The following is a 16,189-nucleotide window of genomic DNA, read 5'->3' on the forward strand; positions in this document are numbered from 1 at the left end:
GGAAATATGGGAGAGGGAAATCTTGTCGTTTTCAAAGGAACAGTTGATGGTATTACTGTACTCTTAGATAATCAAGCTGACTTTGAACAGGTGATAAGCCATTTCAAACAAAAATTAGAAGAATCTAAGCAATTTTTTAAGGGTTCTAAAATTAGTATACGTTTTAAAGGACGTTCTTTAAGTAAAGAACAGCAGGAAGAATTAATGGACCTGCTAGCACATCAAAATATCTTAAATATTTCGTTTGTCCATCAGTTTGAAGGAGAAGAAGCTCATTATGATAAGGACTGGATTTGGATAAAGGATCAGCTGGAAAGTAAGCAAGGATCTTTAACACATTTTCATTATGGCATTGTACGTTCTGGAAATCATATTGATTATAAAGGGAATGTAATTGTATTAGGCGATGTTAATCCAGGAGGACTTATTACTGCTGGAGGAAATGTGATTATTTTAGGAAGTCTTAAAGGAAAGGTCCATGCAGGATTAGATCATAGTTACCCACATCCATTTATTATTAGTGAGGTTATGGATCCCATACAAATTGGTATAGGCAATATTATTGCACAAGCACCGAGAGGTGAATCTTTTGGATCTAAGGATGGTAAAGATCTACAGATTGCCTATTTAAATGAAGAGCAGATATACGTAGATGTTCTAGATGCAAAAAGTTTAAATCATATGCTAAGGTAAAATAATTATAGGGGGCAAAATGATGAGTGAAGTCATAGTAATTACGTCAGGCAAAGGTGGCGTTGGTAAAACAACGACGTCGGCAAATGTTGGAACAGCATTAGCATTACAAGGAAAACAAGTAGTTTTAGTGGATGCAGATATAGGACTTAGAAATCTAGATGTTGTTATGGGACTCGAAAATAGAATAGTCTATGATTTAGTAGATGTTGTTGAAGGAAGATGTAGGCTTAAACAAGCATTAATTAAAGATAAGCGTTTTGAAGGTCTTTTTTTACTACCAGCAGCTCAAACTAGAGATAAAGATGCAGTAAGTCCAGAACAAATGAAAAAACTTTGTGATTCTTTAAAAGAAGAATTTGATTATGTTATTTTGGATTGCCCGGCTGGTATTGAGCAAGGCTTTAAAAATGCAGTGGCAGGAGCAGATCGTGCACTTATTGTTACAACACCTGAAGTTTCTGCTGTAAGAGATGCAGACCGTATTATTGGATTATTAGAATCACATGGTGTATCTAATATGCAACTTATTATCAATCGTGTAAGAATGAATATGGTGAAACGTGGTGACATGATGGCGATGGAAGATGTTGTTGAAATCTTAGCCATTGATCTAATAGGTGTTGTTCCAGATGATGAGAATATTGTTATCACTACTAATAAGGGTGAACCTGCTTCAGCAGATGGTAACTCTTTAGCTGGTAAAGCATTTAAAAATATTGCAGCTCGTGTACAAGGTGAAGATGTTCCATTCTTGGATTTGAATGTCAACAATAATTTGATGGGACGCATTAAAAAAGTATTTGGATTTGGAAACTAACTAAGGGGGGACAAGCATGGGGATGTTAGATTTTAATACTTTATTCGGAAAGAAGAATAAATCTAGTAATGTAGCTAAAGATCGTCTTAAATTAGTATTAATTCATGATCGTATGAATTGCTCAACAGAGTTACTTGAGATGATGAGAGCAGATATACTTGCTGTTATCTGCAAATATGTAGATATAGATACAGAAGAACTAAATATTGAAATTTCTAATATGGAATATGAAGCAGGCGGAAAGAAAGCACCTGTGCTATCAGCCAATATTCCAATCAAGAACTTAAAGAAAGTTAAGTAATTATTGAATTGAAAGGACTTAATATTAAAAAATGCACATTAAGGAACTTGTTAAACGAATTGATTTATGGCTTATCTTATTAATGCTGATTCTAGTTGGCGTGGGTATTGTAGCCATTAATAGTGCCACAGCTTATTCGGGAGATACCTCTTATGTTCAAAAGCAGATTGTCTTTTTTATTATGGGGTTAGTACTTATGCTTATCGTTATGAGTATTGATTATCACTTATTAGCTAATTGGTATCTCATTATATATGCAGGGATTATCATCCTGTTAATATCTGTTTTTTTCTTAGGAAAAAATATAAATGGGGCAACACGCTGGATTGAAATTGCTGGTGTCCAAATACAACCATCTGAATTTGCTAAAATTGGAATGATTTTATGTGGTGCTACAATCATTAATAAATACAACAATCGTATTAACCAGTTGTGGCCGATTTTGATTATAGGTGCATTTGAATTTATTCCATTTATTTTAGTTAATAAACAACCTAATTTGTCAACTAGTATTGTCATTGTTGTTATTTTAGTGATACAATTATTTATGTCAAAAATAGATTTTAAGTATATTATTACTGCAACAGTTGTCAGCTTATTAGTAGTTGTAATAGCTTTTGTATATATTGTTAAAAATCCTGATCAAAAGCTTATTCAAGATTATCAACGTAATCGTATTATGAGCTTAGTAAATGGTGGAGATGCTTCAGCTGATAAATATCAAACACAACGAGCCGTACAAGCTATAGGTTCAGGTGGTTTACAAGGCAAGGGATTATACCAGGGTTCTATCAGTCAACTTAATTATTTACCAGAGTCTCACAACGACTTTATTATGGCAGTTATTGGAGAAGAATTCGGCTTTATAGGGGCAGTAAGTGTAGTAGTTCTTTTACTTGCTTTTATATTACGTGGCATTTGGATTGCTAGAGGTGCACCAGATGATTTAGGCCGGTTTATTGTGGTAGGTTATATGGGAATGATTGCAATGCAAGGCTTTGTCAATATGGGAGTTGTAACAGATTTATTACCTAATACAGGTATCCCTATTCCGTTTATTAGTTATGGAGGAAGTTCTCTATGGACTAATATGATGGGATTAGGATTGGTCCTTAATGTTGCAATGCGCAGGGAAGAAAAGATGTTTTAGAGAGGGTGATTATATGAACGTTGCATTAATTGCACATGATGCAAAAAAGAAATTAATGGAAAACTTTGCTATTGCTTATAGACATATTTTAACAAAACATACTTTGTATGCAACAGGTACTACAGGTAGACTCGTAGAGGAAGCCACCAATTTGAATATCTATAAGTATTTAGCAGGTCATTTAGGTGGTGCACAACAATTAGGAGCACAAATTGCTCATAATCAAATCGATATGGTGATTTTTTTAAGAGACCCTGTTTCACAGAAACCTCATGAACCTGATTTAGGCAGTATCGAAAGACTCTGCGATATTCATAATATACCTATTGCCACAAATTTAGCCACTGCAGAATTGCTTGTAAAAGCATTAGAGAGAGGTGATCTAAGCTGGCGTGAGGTAATGAGATAAAAGACTTTTTTAAAGTCTTTTTTATTTTGTGGGTATTTTAATGCCAGGTGCATAAGTCATTTCTATTGTCCATATATATAGTATAAAAAGATATGGGGTGACTTAATATGCACCAGGTAAGAGAAGAAAAATCAAAGATGAGTATTGAAGAGGTTAATAAAAATATTACCGAAGATAACAAGAAGGAAGCTACTGAGTCTAACAGTATAACTACTCGAGGAAATGGCTTTTTTATTCAAACATCTATCTGTATAATAATGATTATTGCGGTATTATTTTTAAAGTATATGGAGCCTAATACTATGTTTGAGGAACAAATCAAGAAGGAGTTAACACAAACAGTTGAAATAGAAGATGTAAAACAGTTTATATATGAACTAGAAGAAATGAGTGACAAATACTGGAGGATAAAATGACAAAAGTAGTAGTACCAGATTCGATTCTAAATAAAGTAGATAAGCCTGCACGTTATATTGGTGGTGAGCTGAATAGTAGTAAAAAGGAAATAACACCGGAATTAACAAGGGTAGCATTTTGTTTTCCTGATGTATATGAAGTAGGTATGAGCCACTTAGGAATGCAAATTTTATACCACTTCTTTAATAGAAGGGAAGATGTTTATTGTGAACGTGTTTTTGCACCATGGACAGATATGGAGCAAATTATGCGCGAAGAAAAGTTGCCATTATTCAGTCTGGAGACGCATACAGCTCTTAAAGCGTTTGACTTTGTAGCTTTTACTTTACAGTATGAAATGAGTTATACAAACATTCTTAATATGCTAGAGCTAGCTCATATCCCTATTTATAGTAAGGATAGAACTGAGGAGGACCCTCTTATTATTGCAGGTGGCCCCTGTGCTTATAATCCAGAACCTTTAGCACCTTTTATTGATATTTTTTATATCGGAGAAGGTGAGGTAAGTTATGATGAGATTTTTGATCTTTATAAAGTTTGGAAGAAAAATGGTGGAGACAAAGAAAGCTTTTTAGTTCAACTTTTAAAAGTACCAGGTATGTATATACCTCGCTTTTATGAAGTACTTTATCATGAAGATGGAACTATTAAAAAGCGTGTAATCTTACATCCAGATGCACCAGATACCATTCGTAAAGTAGTTGTGACAGATATGAATGAAGCATTTTACCCAAAAGCTCAGGTGGTACCTTGGATCCGCGCAGTGCATGATAGGGCAACCTTGGAAATGTTTAGAGGATGCATCAGAGGGTGTCGTTTTTGCCAAGCAGGAATGATTTATAGACCGGTAAGGCAAAAGAACAAAGAAACACTGTTAAAGCATGCTAAGAATTTATTAGCAAGCACAGGTTATGATGAATTATCATTAGCATCTTTAAGTACTAGTGATTATGAAGATTTAGAAGCTTTTACAAATGAACTCATGGAACTTTGCACTAGTGAGTGTGTTAATATTTCTCTTCCATCTTTACGTATAGATGCTTTTTCAGTAGATTTAATGCAAAAAGTTCAGGAAGTACGAAAAAGTAGTTTGACCTTTGCACCCGAGGCAGGTACACAAAAACAAAGAGATGTGATTAATAAAAATATAACAGAAGAAGAAATATTAAGTGGTTGTAAATTGGCTTTTGAGGGTGGATGGAATCGTGTTAAACTATACTTTATGTTAGGTTTACCAAATGAAGAAGACAGCGACGTTCTAGGAATTGCTGAACTAGCAGAAAAGATTGCTATGACCTATTTTGGAATTGATAAAGAAAAACGTACACCAGGCTTACAGTTAGTTGTAAGTACTTCTTGTTTTGTGCCAAAGCCATTTACACCTTTCCAATGGGCATCACAAGATAGTGAAGAAAGCTTCAAACACAAAATTAAACTTTTAAAAGGTGCCATTAAAAGAAAACAAATTAGGTATAATCACCATGATGCTAAAACCAGTGTTTTAGAAGCGGTGATTGCTCGAGGTGACCAAAAAGTAGCTGAACTTATCTATAAAGCCTATCGAAAAGGGTGTACTTTTGATAGTTGGTCAGAGCACTTCAAACCAGAGGCTTGGTTAGAAGCTGCTAAGGAAACAGGGGTTGATTTTGAATTTTATGCGCACCGTGAACGTAGTTATGAAGAAATTTTACCATGGGATCATATTGATATTGGCGTTACAAAACAATTTTTAATACGCGAGAATGAAAGAGCAAAGGCAGCAGCCACTACGCCAAACTGCCGAGAAAAATGTACAGGATGTGGTGCAAGTAGATTTGGAAAGGGATTATGTCATGAAAATTAGATTGAAATTTACAAAACAAGGACCAGTAAAGTATGTAGGACACTTAGACACAATGCGCCTTTTCCAAAGGGCTATTAAAGTAGCCGGCATTCCTGTTGCTTATTCACAAGGTTTTAGTCCTCATTCTCTTGTTTATTTTGCCTTGCCTTTAGGCGTGGGTGTAAGTAGTACAGGAGAATATATGGAGATTATTACAGCAGAAGATATAGCACCTGAAAGCGTTATGGATCGTTTAAATAAAGTACTTGTAGGTGGTATTTGTATCCTAGAATCATGGCAAGTAGAAGATAAGGGAGATTCACTTATGAGTTTAGTAGCTGCTGCTGATTATGACATTAGACTTGTTTTAAAAGAAAATGACAGTTTATCAGCCGAGCAATTAAAAAAACGATTAAGTTGCTCAGATGAATTAACAGTTATGAAAAAAGGGAAGAAGGGTATTAAACCAATTGATATTAAACCCCTTATTTTGAGTTGTAATATTGTAGCGTGTGAAGATGGTATTCATATTCAAAGTCAGGTATTAGCAGGGAGTAGCCAAAACTTAAATCCTGAACTTTTAGTAAAAGCCTTAATTGAAGAATATACAACAGACTATGAGATTCAGGTGACAAGGAAGGAAATGTATACAGAAGGACACCAAGGCTATCAGGCAATTGATACATTTGATAGAGTTCAATGAGAAAACAAATTTTAATTGAAAAAAATGTTTTATCAACACAGATTGCTATTCTTCAAGAAAGTGAATTTATTTCTTTTTATTTAGAGACTTGTATAAAGAGTGATAAACAAAATCGCATTGTTGTAGGACAAGTAGAACAAGTTGTTAAAAATTTAAAAGCTGTTTTTGTAAATTTTGGAGAAGAAAAAAATGGTTTACTTCATATAAAACAAGTACCCGAATGCTATCAAAACAAACTTTCGCCTGGTAGTAGATTACCTGTACAAGTTGTTAAGCAAAATAGTGGGGAAAAGGGCTATAAATTAACTGGGAAAGTTAATTTGATGGGGAGATTTTTAGTTTGTTTACCTTTTGAAACGGGTATAAACATTTCTAAAAAAATAAAAGATCAAGAGATTAGAGAAGTACTTAAACAAAAGTTACAGTGCTTGTCTAATGGCAAGTATGGTTTTGTTGTGAGAACTACAGCTAAGAATGCTAGCGAATCACTTTTAGAAAAAGATGCACTTGAACTGATAGAAAAAGCAGATGCTTTTATGAAAGCTAAAGATTATCTATCAAAGGGCTCCCAGCTCTATGAAGATCCTCCTTTATTCATGCAGATTGTTAGAGAAGAGCTAGAAGGTGCGGAGAAAGTAGAAATTATCTGTAATCAACAAAGTGTATTATCGGCTATTCAAGCTGATATAGGAGAAGAAGATGATGAGGAGCACATTTCATTCAAGTTATGTAATGAGATAGAAGGACTTTTTCAGGTTTATGATATTGAAAAAAAGCGAACACAACTCTTAAATAGGAAGATATGGCTTAAGAATGGTGGTAATTTAGTAATAGATTATACAGAAGCTATGACAGTTATTGATGTGAATAGCGCTAAGGCCATTTTAACTAAGAATCCTCAAAAGGCTGTTTTAGATCTTAATCTTTTGGCTGTTAAAGAAAGTATATTGCAAATGCTTAGACGTAATTTATCTGGAATAATTGTGACTGATTTAGTTGAAATGCCTAGTCAGGAAGATAAACAGTACATCTATGAATACGCCAAAGAATTACTCAATAAGTGGGGAGATAGAAGAACAAAGGTCTATCCTCTCACAGATTTAGGTTTATTACAATTTTCTCGAACTAAAAAGTATATTGGACTTCCACAACAACTTTTTACAAGTTGTATACAATGTGAAGCCCCCTATAGTGGAAATAGCTTATCCTACTATATGATGGAGCTAGAGAAGACCATTAAGGACATCAGTGAAAAAACAGAGCATACAGCTGTTTTTGTGGAAGTAGATCCGATTTTTTATCAATTTCTTCTTAAAAATAATTGTATTGAACAATTAGAAAATGCTTATAATTTACAACTTCAAATAGAAAGAAGCACTGCAAGTTCAAAAAAAATGTTTTTATGTCAATTTTATCAAAGATAAGCGTTGACAGGATAGATGCCCTATGATAGAATACTTAAGTGTTTTAAGCCGCACGAAGAGGTCTAAACTGTCTTGGCAGTACCGTATTCGGCGAGTTTTCGGAATAAGGAGGTGTACACATGTACGCAATTATTGAAACAGGTGGCAAACAATACAACGTTAAAGTTGGAGACAGCATTATCGTTGAAAAATTAAATGTTGCAGCTGGTGAAGAAGTTGTTTTTGACAAAGTTTTAGCAGTAGGTAAAGAGGATTCTTTAACTGTAGGTACTCCAGTTGTTGCTAATGCAACAGTTAAAGCTGAAGTAGTAGCTGAAGGTAAAGGTAAAAAAATCATCGTTTACAAATACAAAGCTAAAAAATCTTACCACAAAAAACGTGGTCATCGTCAACCTTTCACAAAAGTGACAATCAAAGCTATTGAAGCTTAATTGTTATGACGGAGGTTACATTTTATCAGAAAGACGAACATGTTTATCGCTTTAGAGTAGACGGACATGCTAGTTTTGCTGAACATGGTGAAGATGTTGTTTGTGCTGCAATTAGCATGCTTACCATAAACACATTAAATGCTATAGAATCTTATACAGATGAGCCTTTTAAGGAAATCTGTATTAATCAAAAAGAAGGCGTTATTGATGTAGAATTTCCACGTCGTAAGACAGGGGAATATGCACCAGAAGCCGAACTACTTATTAAAAGTATGATATTAGGTCTTGAGACCGTCAAGGAAATGTACGGAGAAAAATACATTAATATTCTAAATAAATAGGAGGTGGATCACATGTTACGTTTAGACCTTCAATTCTTTGCTCATAAAAAAGGACAAGGTTCAACAAGCAACGGTCGTGACTCAGAATCAAAACGTCTTGGTGCTAAAAGAGCCGATGGACAAATCGTTAAAGCTGGGAATATTTTATACCGTCAAAGAGGAACTAAAATTCATCCAGGTAACAATGTAGGTCGCGGTGGCGATGATACATTATTTGCTTTAGTGGATGGTAGAGTTAAATTCGAACGCAAAGGCAGAGACAAAAAACAAGTTTCTGTATATCCAGTTGCACAAGAAGCATAGTTAACTTTGAGAAGGTTTCAGCATTTGTTGAAACCTTCTTTTTATGGTATAGGGATATTTATTTTGACTAGGCTCTATATCATAAAAAGAGGGTAGGCAAATAAATGTGAGATTGATTTATTTTAAAATAATTAAATGTTGTACAAACTAGAGAAAGAAGGGAGTGACAACATGTTTGTAGATAAAGTCAAGATATTTGTAAGATCGGGAAAAGGTGGAGACGGACACGTTTCTTTTAGAAGAGAAAAATATGTTCCTAATGGAGGACCAGATGGTGGAGATGGTGGTCGTGGAGGCCATATCATCTTTGAAGTAGATTCAGGGTGCAATACACTTATGAAGTTTAGACATCAAAGACATTTCAAAGCTGCTGATGGTGAAAACGGTGGTAAAAAGCGTTGTCATGGTAAAGATGCAGAAGATCTCATTATTAAAGTACCTCAAGGGACTGTTATTCGTGAAGCCGAAACAGGACACGTTGTAGCAGACTTACATGCAGCAGGTCAGAGAGAAATACTCTTTAAAGGTGGTAAAGGTGGTCGTGGTAATCAACATTTTGCCACAGCAACAAGACAAGCACCACGTTATAGTGAAAAAGGTAAACCAGCTAAAGAATACTGGCTTATCCTAGAATTAAAAATGATAGCAGATGTTGGTTTAGTTGGTTACCCTAATGTAGGAAAATCTACATTACTTTCTATGGTAAGTAATGCACAGCCTAAAATCGCTAACTACCACTTTACAACACTTGCACCTAATTTAGGTGTTGTAACAAACCAGTATGGTAAGCAATTTGTTATGGCTGATATTCCAGGACTTATTGAAGGTGCTGCAGAAGGCATTGGCTTAGGGCATGATTTCTTACGCCATGTAGAAAGAACAAAGGTACTTTTACACGTAGTAGATGCTGCAGGTAGTGAAGGCAGAGATCCAGTAGAGGATATTTATGCTATTCAAAAGGAAATTGAATTATTTAATCCTAAAATTTTAGAAGAAAAGCCACAGATTATCGCAGCCAATAAAATAGATATGGGTAACTGTGAAGAAAATATAGCACGTCTTAAAGCTGAATTTGAACCAAAAGGAATTAAAGTACTTCCTATTTCAGCTGCAGGTAATGAAAACTTGCAAGAACTTTTAAAAGATGTCGCAGACTTACTAGCAACTGTGCCTAGCGAAAACATTGTCTTTGAGCCTGAATTCGAAGAAATTAGTACAATGTCTAATGAACCATTCACTGTAGAAGAAGTAAATGAAGGCTACTTCGTTGTAGAAGGTCATGGTATCGAGCGTATGATGGGTTATACAGCTATTGATACAGAACAAGGCTTTGCGTTCTTCCAAAAATATTTACGTGAAAAAGGCATTATAGAAGCATTAGAAAATGCAGGTATCAAAGAAGGCGATACCGTTAATATTTATGATTTAGAGTTTGATTACGTTAAATAAAGAGGGAGGTGTCTAATGACACTTACAAGTAAACAAAGAGCTTATTTAAAATCTTTAGCACAAAAAACAGAATCTATTTTTCAAATTGGTAAAAATGGTTTAACACCTGAAGTAACGGAAGCAGTAGCGCTTGCACTAGATGCAAGGGAATTAGTTAAAATAAGTGTACTCCAAAACTGCCTTGAAGACCCAAAAGAAATGAGTATCATGTTAGCAGAGCGTACAAAATCAGTAGTTGTACAAGTCATTGGAAAAAAGATTGTGCTTTACAAGCCAGCTAAAAAGAATCCAAAAATTACATTAGTTTAATATCAACACGATAAAAAGGTATTTAGAAGTTAGCCGCTTCTAGATACCTTTATTTTATTATTTAATTTTGCTAAAAATCGGGTATAATAGAAGAGATGTTGAACTTAAGTTAAGGAGACTTTGTTATGTACAAGCAAAAAGCAATTAGAAAATTAGCGATTATGGGTGGTACCTTCGACCCCATACATATAGGACATCTTGTAACGGCGGAAGAGGTAAGACATGAATTTGGTGTAGATGAGGTATTATTTGTACCAACAGGACATCCACCACATAAATCTAATATCAATATGACTACTAGTGAACATCGTTATTTGATGACGGTATTAGCAACAGCTGCTAATCCTAGTTTCAAGGTATCACGCATTGAAATAGAGCGTGAAGGTGTTACTTATACGATTGATACCATTAAAGAGCTAAAACGTATTTATGGCGAGAATGTAAGATTATACTTTATTACAGGAGCAGATGCTATTCACAAAATTTTAGGTTGGAAGGATTGCAGTGAGTTATTGCAGATTTGTGACTTTGTTGCTGTGACAAGACCAGGTTATAATAAAGATGAACTTCTTAAACAAGTTGAAGAACTCAATCGAACATATGAAACGAATATCCATTTCTTAGAGGTACCTGCTTTAGCCATTTCTTCATCTAATATTAGAAAAAGAATCGGCGAGTTAAAGCCTATTAAATATTTAGTACCAGAAGAGGTTGAAAACTACATTAAGAAGCATAGTTTATATGATTATGATTTGCATTTAACTGAAGATGAAAAAGCCCAGATGTATAGTTATGTAGCCTCTAGGCTTTCGCCTAAACGTTATGCGCATACAAGAGGTGTTGTAGAGATGGCGCTAGAATATGCTAAATTAAATGGATTAGATTATGATGAAACCTTTATTGCCGCACTGTTCCACGATATTGCGAAGGAATTGCCTAAAGAAGAAAGTTTGAGACTATGTGAACGCTATCAAATTGATTTAGATGATTTTGAAAAATCACATTTGCATTTGGCACATGGAAAAATAGGAGCTGCTATTCTAGAACATGAGTGGGGGATTCATAAGCCATCTATTATTAATAGTATAAAATATCACACAGTAGGCAGACTAAATATGACAGACTTAGAAAAGGTTATTTATTTAGCAGATATGACAGAAGAAGGTAGAAGTTCCTATAAAGGAAAAGAGCAGATTAAGCATTTGGCCCAGTATAACTTAGACCGTGCTATGTACAAAGCACTTTATTCTTCTTATAATTATGTAACTAATATTTTGAAGCAAGACGTTCATCCTGTTACGCATGAACTGTTAGCTTATTATAAACAATTTGATGTAGAGAAATAATCAACTAATTAAAGGAGACTAGCATATGTTGTGGCAGATGATTATTTTAGTTGTTAGTTTTGTGGTACTGATTAAAGGTGCAGATACTTTTGTAGATGGTGCTTCCTCGATTGCAAAACATCTCAATGTGCCAGATATTTTAATTGGATTAACTATTGTAGCTTTTGGAACCAGTGCACCTGAAGCTTCGGTAAGTATTAAAGCTGTACTAAGCCAAAACAGTGATATGGTGATGGGAAATATCTTAGGAAGTAATATCTTAAATATATTATTAATATTAGGTATTTCAGCTATGATTGCCCCTATTCATGTGAAAAATAATACGATTAAAAAAGAAATACCATTTTTATTTTTAGTTTCTTTATTAATGAGTGTACTTATTATGGACATTCCTTTAGGAAATGGGAGCGTCAATATGATTTCAAGAGCGGATGGCATAGCAATTTTAATTTTCTTCTCTATATTTATTTATTATTTAGTTACATTGGCTAAAGGCGGAGAGGCAGAACAAATTGAAAGTAAGTATTCTCTTAAACAAGCTATAGTTTATTCTATTTTAGGATTAGCTGCCATTATTATTGGTGGTAATTTTGTAGTAAGTTCAGCTACTGCCATTGCTGAAGTTCTAGGTGTTAGTCAACGTTTTATTGCATTAACCATTGTAGCATTTGGAACTTCCTTACCTGAATTAGTAACTTCTATTATAGCTGCAAAAAAAGGTAAACAAGATTTAGCTATTGGGAATATAATAGGTAGTAATATATTCAATATTTGCTTTGTTGCAGGTTTTCCGGCTGCTCTATTTGGCAGTATTATACCTAAGGATCCTATAGGATTAGACTTAATTGTTATGATTGTTACCACCATTATTCTTTTCTTCTTTAGTATAACAGACAAAAAAATTTCAAAAAAAGAAGGTATGAGCTTTTTAATGCTATTTATTATTTACTATGGCTACTTGATTATTTCTCAGTTAAATCTGGCAGCTATTTAAGAAAGGGGAATTTATACTTTTGAATACTGAAACTTACACACTTGGTAAACAAATTGCGACAGCTATCAATAATAAAAAGGTAGTAAAACTAGATGTATTAGATGTAGCACAACTTACACCGCTAGCAGAACTTTTCATTATTGCTATTGCAGCCAACGTTAAACAAACTAAGGCAATGGCAGATGAAGTTGAAGAATGTTTAACGTCGTATGGGAGAATACCTATTCATAAAGAGGGCTATCAAACATCAAATTGGATTTTATTAGATTATGGAGAAGTTATCGTTCATATTTTAGATGAAGAGCATGCTCAATTTTACGGTTTATCAAGGCTTTGGCAAGATGCCATAAGAATAGAATTTTAAATTAATGATTCATTTAAATAAAAAGATAGTTCTACTTATTTTTAAGTAGAACTATCTTTTTATTTAAATAGCTTTTTGAACTTTAATTGATTAGAGCGTTGTCTACGTTTTTTTCTAATCAATAAGATTAGCATAAGAATGAGTACAAGAACAGCAATAAGACCAATAACATAGACAAATGTAAGAGCCGGGGCTTTTTCTATAGGTGGAACAACTGCTGTATATGGAGATGATTGATAATCTATTTTTTGAATAACCAGTTTATTTGTTCCTAGAATTTTGGAGTGATCCATATAAGTGATCTCGCCAATAACGTCACCTTCTTTAGCTGTCATATCAATATATTCAGGTAATTCTAGGCTGGTAGTGATCTCTTGTAGAGTTGTATCATTGCGAACAAGAACAGATAAGTCTTTTTCTACACCAATAGAACAACTCCCTGCTTGGTAAGGTTGACCACTTTTAATCGTATAAAGAGGTAATGTTTTAATGGTTTCATTTGGGCTATGCAATGCTAATGAATGGTAAGAATTAAAGCCGTAATCTAAAAGTGTATTAGTATCCGAATACAAGGTACCTTTTTCAGATTTCATTACCACTGCAACTAAAGTTGTTTTTCCTTCTTTGGCAATAGTTACGAGAGTATGTCTAGCTTGATCTGTATAGCCTGTTTTACCACCAATAACATCTTCTCTAAAAATAGAGGCATCTTTTAAAGGATTGAACATTTTGTGGTCCTGAGAGAGGTAGCGGATTTCATCTGTTTTGTTAGTACCATTAATTTGGTAAATATAATCCTTCATAATATTTAGAAAGTATTCATTATCTGCTAAGTAGCTAGCAATTAAAGACATATCGTAAGCAGTGGTATAGTGATTTTCATCATGTAAACCATGAGGGTTTACAAAGTGCGTATTAAGTGCACCTAACTCCTTAGCACGATCACTCATACGTATTGCAAAGGCATCAATTGAACCACTAACAGCTTCTGCAAGACCATTTGCTACTTCATTAGCCGACATAAGTAATAAACCATGTAATGCTTGATCCACAGTAATTTGTTCACCTACATCCATACCAATATGACTACTTCCTCTTTCAATACCAAATATAGCTTCTTTTGAAAAAGTAATGGTATCTGTAGGTTGTAAGTTTTCTATAGCTAATAAAGCTGTCATAAGCTTGGTAATACTTGCTGGATATTGTTTACTATAGGCATTTTTTTCATATAAAACAGTTTTAGTTGTAGCATCAATTAAAATAGCAGACTCTGCTTCTATTTGTGGCGCTGTTTCTTCTGCTTGAATAATTGGACATGAAAAAAATAATGTCAAGATTAAGCTTAAACATAAATAGACTTTTCGTTTCATTCGTAAAATAACTCCTTTCAATAGCTAATAGTATAACAGATTTTTAACATTTTAGTAAGTAAAACCGTCTAATTTATCAAAAATATGTTAACACTTTTGTATAAGGAGTGATAATATGGTAGAATTAGTTAAACGCTATAAAATAGTGATTTTATTTGGTGTCTTATTTATTATTAATTTATGTGTTTTATTATACCAAACCAATAAAGAGAATCCTATTCAGCTTACTACTGTTCCAAGTGAAAATATAGCTAGTACACAAACGACCCATGAGGGTACCGAAAACTTGATGGAACAAGATTTAAAAAGTACCGTAACTCCTACGAAGAGTGAGATAGGAGTAAGTGAATCTATAGCAGTGATGCCTTCACCTACTATATCAGCTAAGGTACCTGTTTATGTTTGTGGTGCTGTTAAGGTACCTGGAGTATATTATGTAACAGCTACGGCTATTGTGGATGAAGTAATCCGTTTAAGTGGTGGATTCAGTGAGGAAGCGGATATGACAGCAATTAACTTAGCCGCTTCTATCGTACCTAATGAGAAAATTATTGTGCCTAAAATAGGAGAAGAAATTGACAAAACAGTTACTTCATATGACAATAAAGAAGAGAGTCATATAAGAGAGTCAACCCTTGTTAATATTAATACAGCAAACAGTACTGAGTTAATGAGTCTTCCAGGTATTGGAGAAGTTAAAGCTAATGCCATTATTGATTACAGAAAAACTGTAAGAGCTTTTGGAAGTATTGATGATCTAAAAGAAGTGTCTGGTATTGGAGATAAGACCTTTGATAAATTAAAAGCACTTATTACAGTATGAAGTTACTATTTAACAAAAGAGGAGGAGAGGGAATGAACAGCAAAATTTTAGTTGTAGATGATGAGAAGTTAATTGTTAAAGGCATTAAGTTTAGTTTAGAACAAGAAGGCTGGGAAGTAGATGCAGCTTATGATGGTGAAGAAGCCCTTAATTATGTAAAAAATAATAAATATGACGTGATGCTTTTAGATGTGATGTTACCTAAATATGATGGCTTGCAAGTATGTCAGTTGGTAAGAGAATTTTCTAATATTCCTATTATTATGCTTACAGCTAAAGGTGAAGACATGGATAAAATTATGGGACTTGAGTATGGTGCTGATGATTATGTAACAAAACCTTTTAATATTTTAGAGCTAAAAGCGAGAATTAAAGCTATATTAAGACGATCACAACATGCTGAAAAAGTGCCGAATAAAAAAACAATAGAAGTGGGAGAATTACGCTTAGAAGTAAATAGTCGTCGTGTCTTTATTAAAAATCAAGAAATGAATTTAACTGCTAAAGAATTTGACATGCTAGAATTATTTGCTACACATCCAGGTAAGGTGTATAGTAGAGATCAGCTTTTAGATACTATTTGGGGACGAGAATATCCGGGAGATGTAAGAACGGTAGATGTTCATGTACGACGTTTACGTGAAAAAATAGAACCTAATCCAGGGCAACCTGAATACATCTATACAAAATGGGGGGTAGGTTACTATTTTAAAGATTAAG

Annotated in this window: 20 protein-coding genes; 19 read left to right on the forward strand and 1 reads right to left on the reverse strand. The window is 33.9% G+C overall.

Annotation, left to right across the window (positions count from 1 at the left end; translation table 11 throughout):
• Positions 1-6: 6 nt before the first annotated feature.
• The 17 genes from CLOLE_RS10580 (at position 7) to rsfS (ending at position 13,276) form a co-directional block, all read left to right on the forward strand.
• Positions 7-693: a septum site-determining protein MinC gene (locus CLOLE_RS10580; protein WP_013657106.1), complete on the forward strand. Its 687-nt coding sequence runs from the start codon at positions 7-9 to the stop codon at positions 691-693.
• A gap of 22 nt (positions 694-715) precedes the next feature.
• Positions 716-1,513 carry a septum site-determining protein MinD gene (gene minD, locus CLOLE_RS10585; RefSeq protein WP_013657107.1) on the forward strand — a complete coding sequence of 266 codons (798 nt, stop codon included), beginning with the start codon at positions 716-718 and terminating at the stop codon, positions 1,511-1,513.
• A 16-nt stretch (positions 1,514-1,529) separates the two neighbouring features.
• Entirely contained in the window at positions 1,530-1,814 is a 285-nt protein-coding gene (gene minE / locus CLOLE_RS10590) for a cell division topological specificity factor MinE (protein ID WP_013657108.1), read from the forward strand.
• 31 nt (positions 1,815-1,845) lie between these two features.
• Entirely contained in the window at positions 1,846-2,964 is a 1,119-nt protein-coding gene (rodA, locus tag CLOLE_RS10595; RefSeq protein ID WP_013657109.1) for a rod shape-determining protein RodA, read from the forward strand.
• A 13-nt stretch (positions 2,965-2,977) separates the two neighbouring features.
• Entirely contained in the window at positions 2,978-3,373 is a 396-nt protein-coding gene (mgsA, locus tag CLOLE_RS10600; protein WP_013657110.1) for a methylglyoxal synthase, read from the forward strand.
• Positions 3,374-3,480: 107 nt separating this feature from the next.
• On the forward strand, positions 3,481-3,789 hold the full coding sequence (locus CLOLE_RS10605) for a hypothetical protein (RefSeq protein ID WP_013657111.1): 309 nt from the start codon (positions 3,481-3,483) through the stop codon (positions 3,787-3,789).
• A complete protein-coding gene (locus tag CLOLE_RS10610; RefSeq protein ID WP_013657112.1) occupies positions 3,786-5,633 on the forward strand; it encodes a TIGR03960 family B12-binding radical SAM protein in 1,848 nt (615 codons plus the stop codon). The genes CLOLE_RS10605 and CLOLE_RS10610 overlap by 4 nt, the downstream gene beginning before the upstream one ends.
• Positions 5,623-6,315, forward strand: coding sequence for a TIGR03936 family radical SAM-associated protein (locus CLOLE_RS10615; protein WP_013657113.1), 693 nt, complete (start codon positions 5,623-5,625; stop codon positions 6,313-6,315). Before CLOLE_RS10610 ends, CLOLE_RS10615 begins: the two co-directional genes overlap by 11 nt.
• Positions 6,312-7,739, forward strand: a complete 1,428-nt coding sequence (locus CLOLE_RS10620; RefSeq protein WP_013657114.1) for a ribonuclease E/G — start codon at positions 6,312-6,314, stop codon at positions 7,737-7,739. The genes CLOLE_RS10615 and CLOLE_RS10620 overlap by 4 nt, the downstream gene beginning before the upstream one ends.
• Before the next feature lie 119 nt (positions 7,740-7,858).
• Entirely contained in the window at positions 7,859-8,170 is a 312-nt protein-coding gene (rplU, locus tag CLOLE_RS10625; protein ID WP_013657115.1) for a 50S ribosomal protein L21, read from the forward strand.
• Positions 8,171-8,175: 5 nt separating this feature from the next.
• The gene (locus tag CLOLE_RS10630) at positions 8,176-8,511 is read left to right on the forward strand and encodes a ribosomal-processing cysteine protease Prp (RefSeq protein ID WP_013657116.1); all 336 of its coding nucleotides are present in this window, start codon (positions 8,176-8,178) and stop codon (positions 8,509-8,511) included.
• A gap of 12 nt (positions 8,512-8,523) precedes the next feature.
• On the forward strand, positions 8,524-8,814 hold the full coding sequence (gene rpmA, locus CLOLE_RS10635) for a 50S ribosomal protein L27 (RefSeq protein ID WP_013657117.1): 291 nt from the start codon (positions 8,524-8,526) through the stop codon (positions 8,812-8,814).
• Positions 8,815-8,985: 171 nt separating this feature from the next.
• Positions 8,986-10,263, forward strand: coding sequence for a GTPase ObgE (gene obgE / locus CLOLE_RS10640; RefSeq protein ID WP_013657118.1), 1,278 nt, complete (start codon positions 8,986-8,988; stop codon positions 10,261-10,263).
• Positions 10,264-10,278: 15 nt separating this feature from the next.
• Positions 10,279-10,572, forward strand: a complete 294-nt coding sequence (yhbY, locus tag CLOLE_RS10645) for a ribosome assembly RNA-binding protein YhbY (protein ID WP_013657119.1) — start codon at positions 10,279-10,281, stop codon at positions 10,570-10,572.
• A gap of 125 nt (positions 10,573-10,697) precedes the next feature.
• Positions 10,698-11,918, forward strand: coding sequence for a nicotinate-nucleotide adenylyltransferase (gene nadD, locus CLOLE_RS23905; protein WP_013657120.1), 1,221 nt, complete (start codon positions 10,698-10,700; stop codon positions 11,916-11,918).
• A 25-nt stretch (positions 11,919-11,943) separates the two neighbouring features.
• A complete protein-coding gene (locus CLOLE_RS10655) occupies positions 11,944-12,912 on the forward strand; it encodes a calcium/sodium antiporter (RefSeq protein WP_013657121.1) in 969 nt (322 codons plus the stop codon).
• A gap of 19 nt (positions 12,913-12,931) precedes the next feature.
• Positions 12,932-13,276 carry a ribosome silencing factor gene (gene rsfS, locus CLOLE_RS10660; protein ID WP_013657122.1) on the forward strand — a complete coding sequence of 115 codons (345 nt, stop codon included), beginning with the start codon at positions 12,932-12,934 and terminating at the stop codon, positions 13,274-13,276.
• Between the two features lie 59 nt (positions 13,277-13,335).
• On the opposite strand, the gene CLOLE_RS10665 is transcribed toward rsfS, so the two are convergent.
• Positions 13,336-14,646: a D-alanyl-D-alanine carboxypeptidase family protein gene (locus CLOLE_RS10665; RefSeq protein ID WP_013657123.1), complete on the reverse strand. Its 1,311-nt coding sequence runs from the start codon at positions 14,644-14,646 to the stop codon at positions 13,336-13,338.
• Positions 14,647-14,761: 115 nt separating this feature from the next.
• Between CLOLE_RS10665 and CLOLE_RS21850 the strand changes: the two genes are divergently transcribed.
• Both CLOLE_RS21850 and CLOLE_RS10675 read left to right on the forward strand, forming a co-directional pair.
• Positions 14,762-15,469, forward strand: coding sequence for a helix-hairpin-helix domain-containing protein (locus CLOLE_RS21850; protein ID WP_013657124.1), 708 nt, complete (start codon positions 14,762-14,764; stop codon positions 15,467-15,469).
• Between the two features lie 32 nt (positions 15,470-15,501).
• Positions 15,502-16,188: a response regulator transcription factor gene (locus CLOLE_RS10675; RefSeq protein WP_013657125.1), complete on the forward strand. Its 687-nt coding sequence runs from the start codon at positions 15,502-15,504 to the stop codon at positions 16,186-16,188.
• The last annotated feature ends 1 nt before the right edge of the window (position 16,189 follow it).

The sequence above is a fragment of the Cellulosilyticum lentocellum DSM 5427 genome, from assembly GCF_000178835.2.
Lineage (GTDB): Bacteria > Bacillota > Clostridia > Lachnospirales > Cellulosilyticaceae > Cellulosilyticum > Cellulosilyticum lentocellum.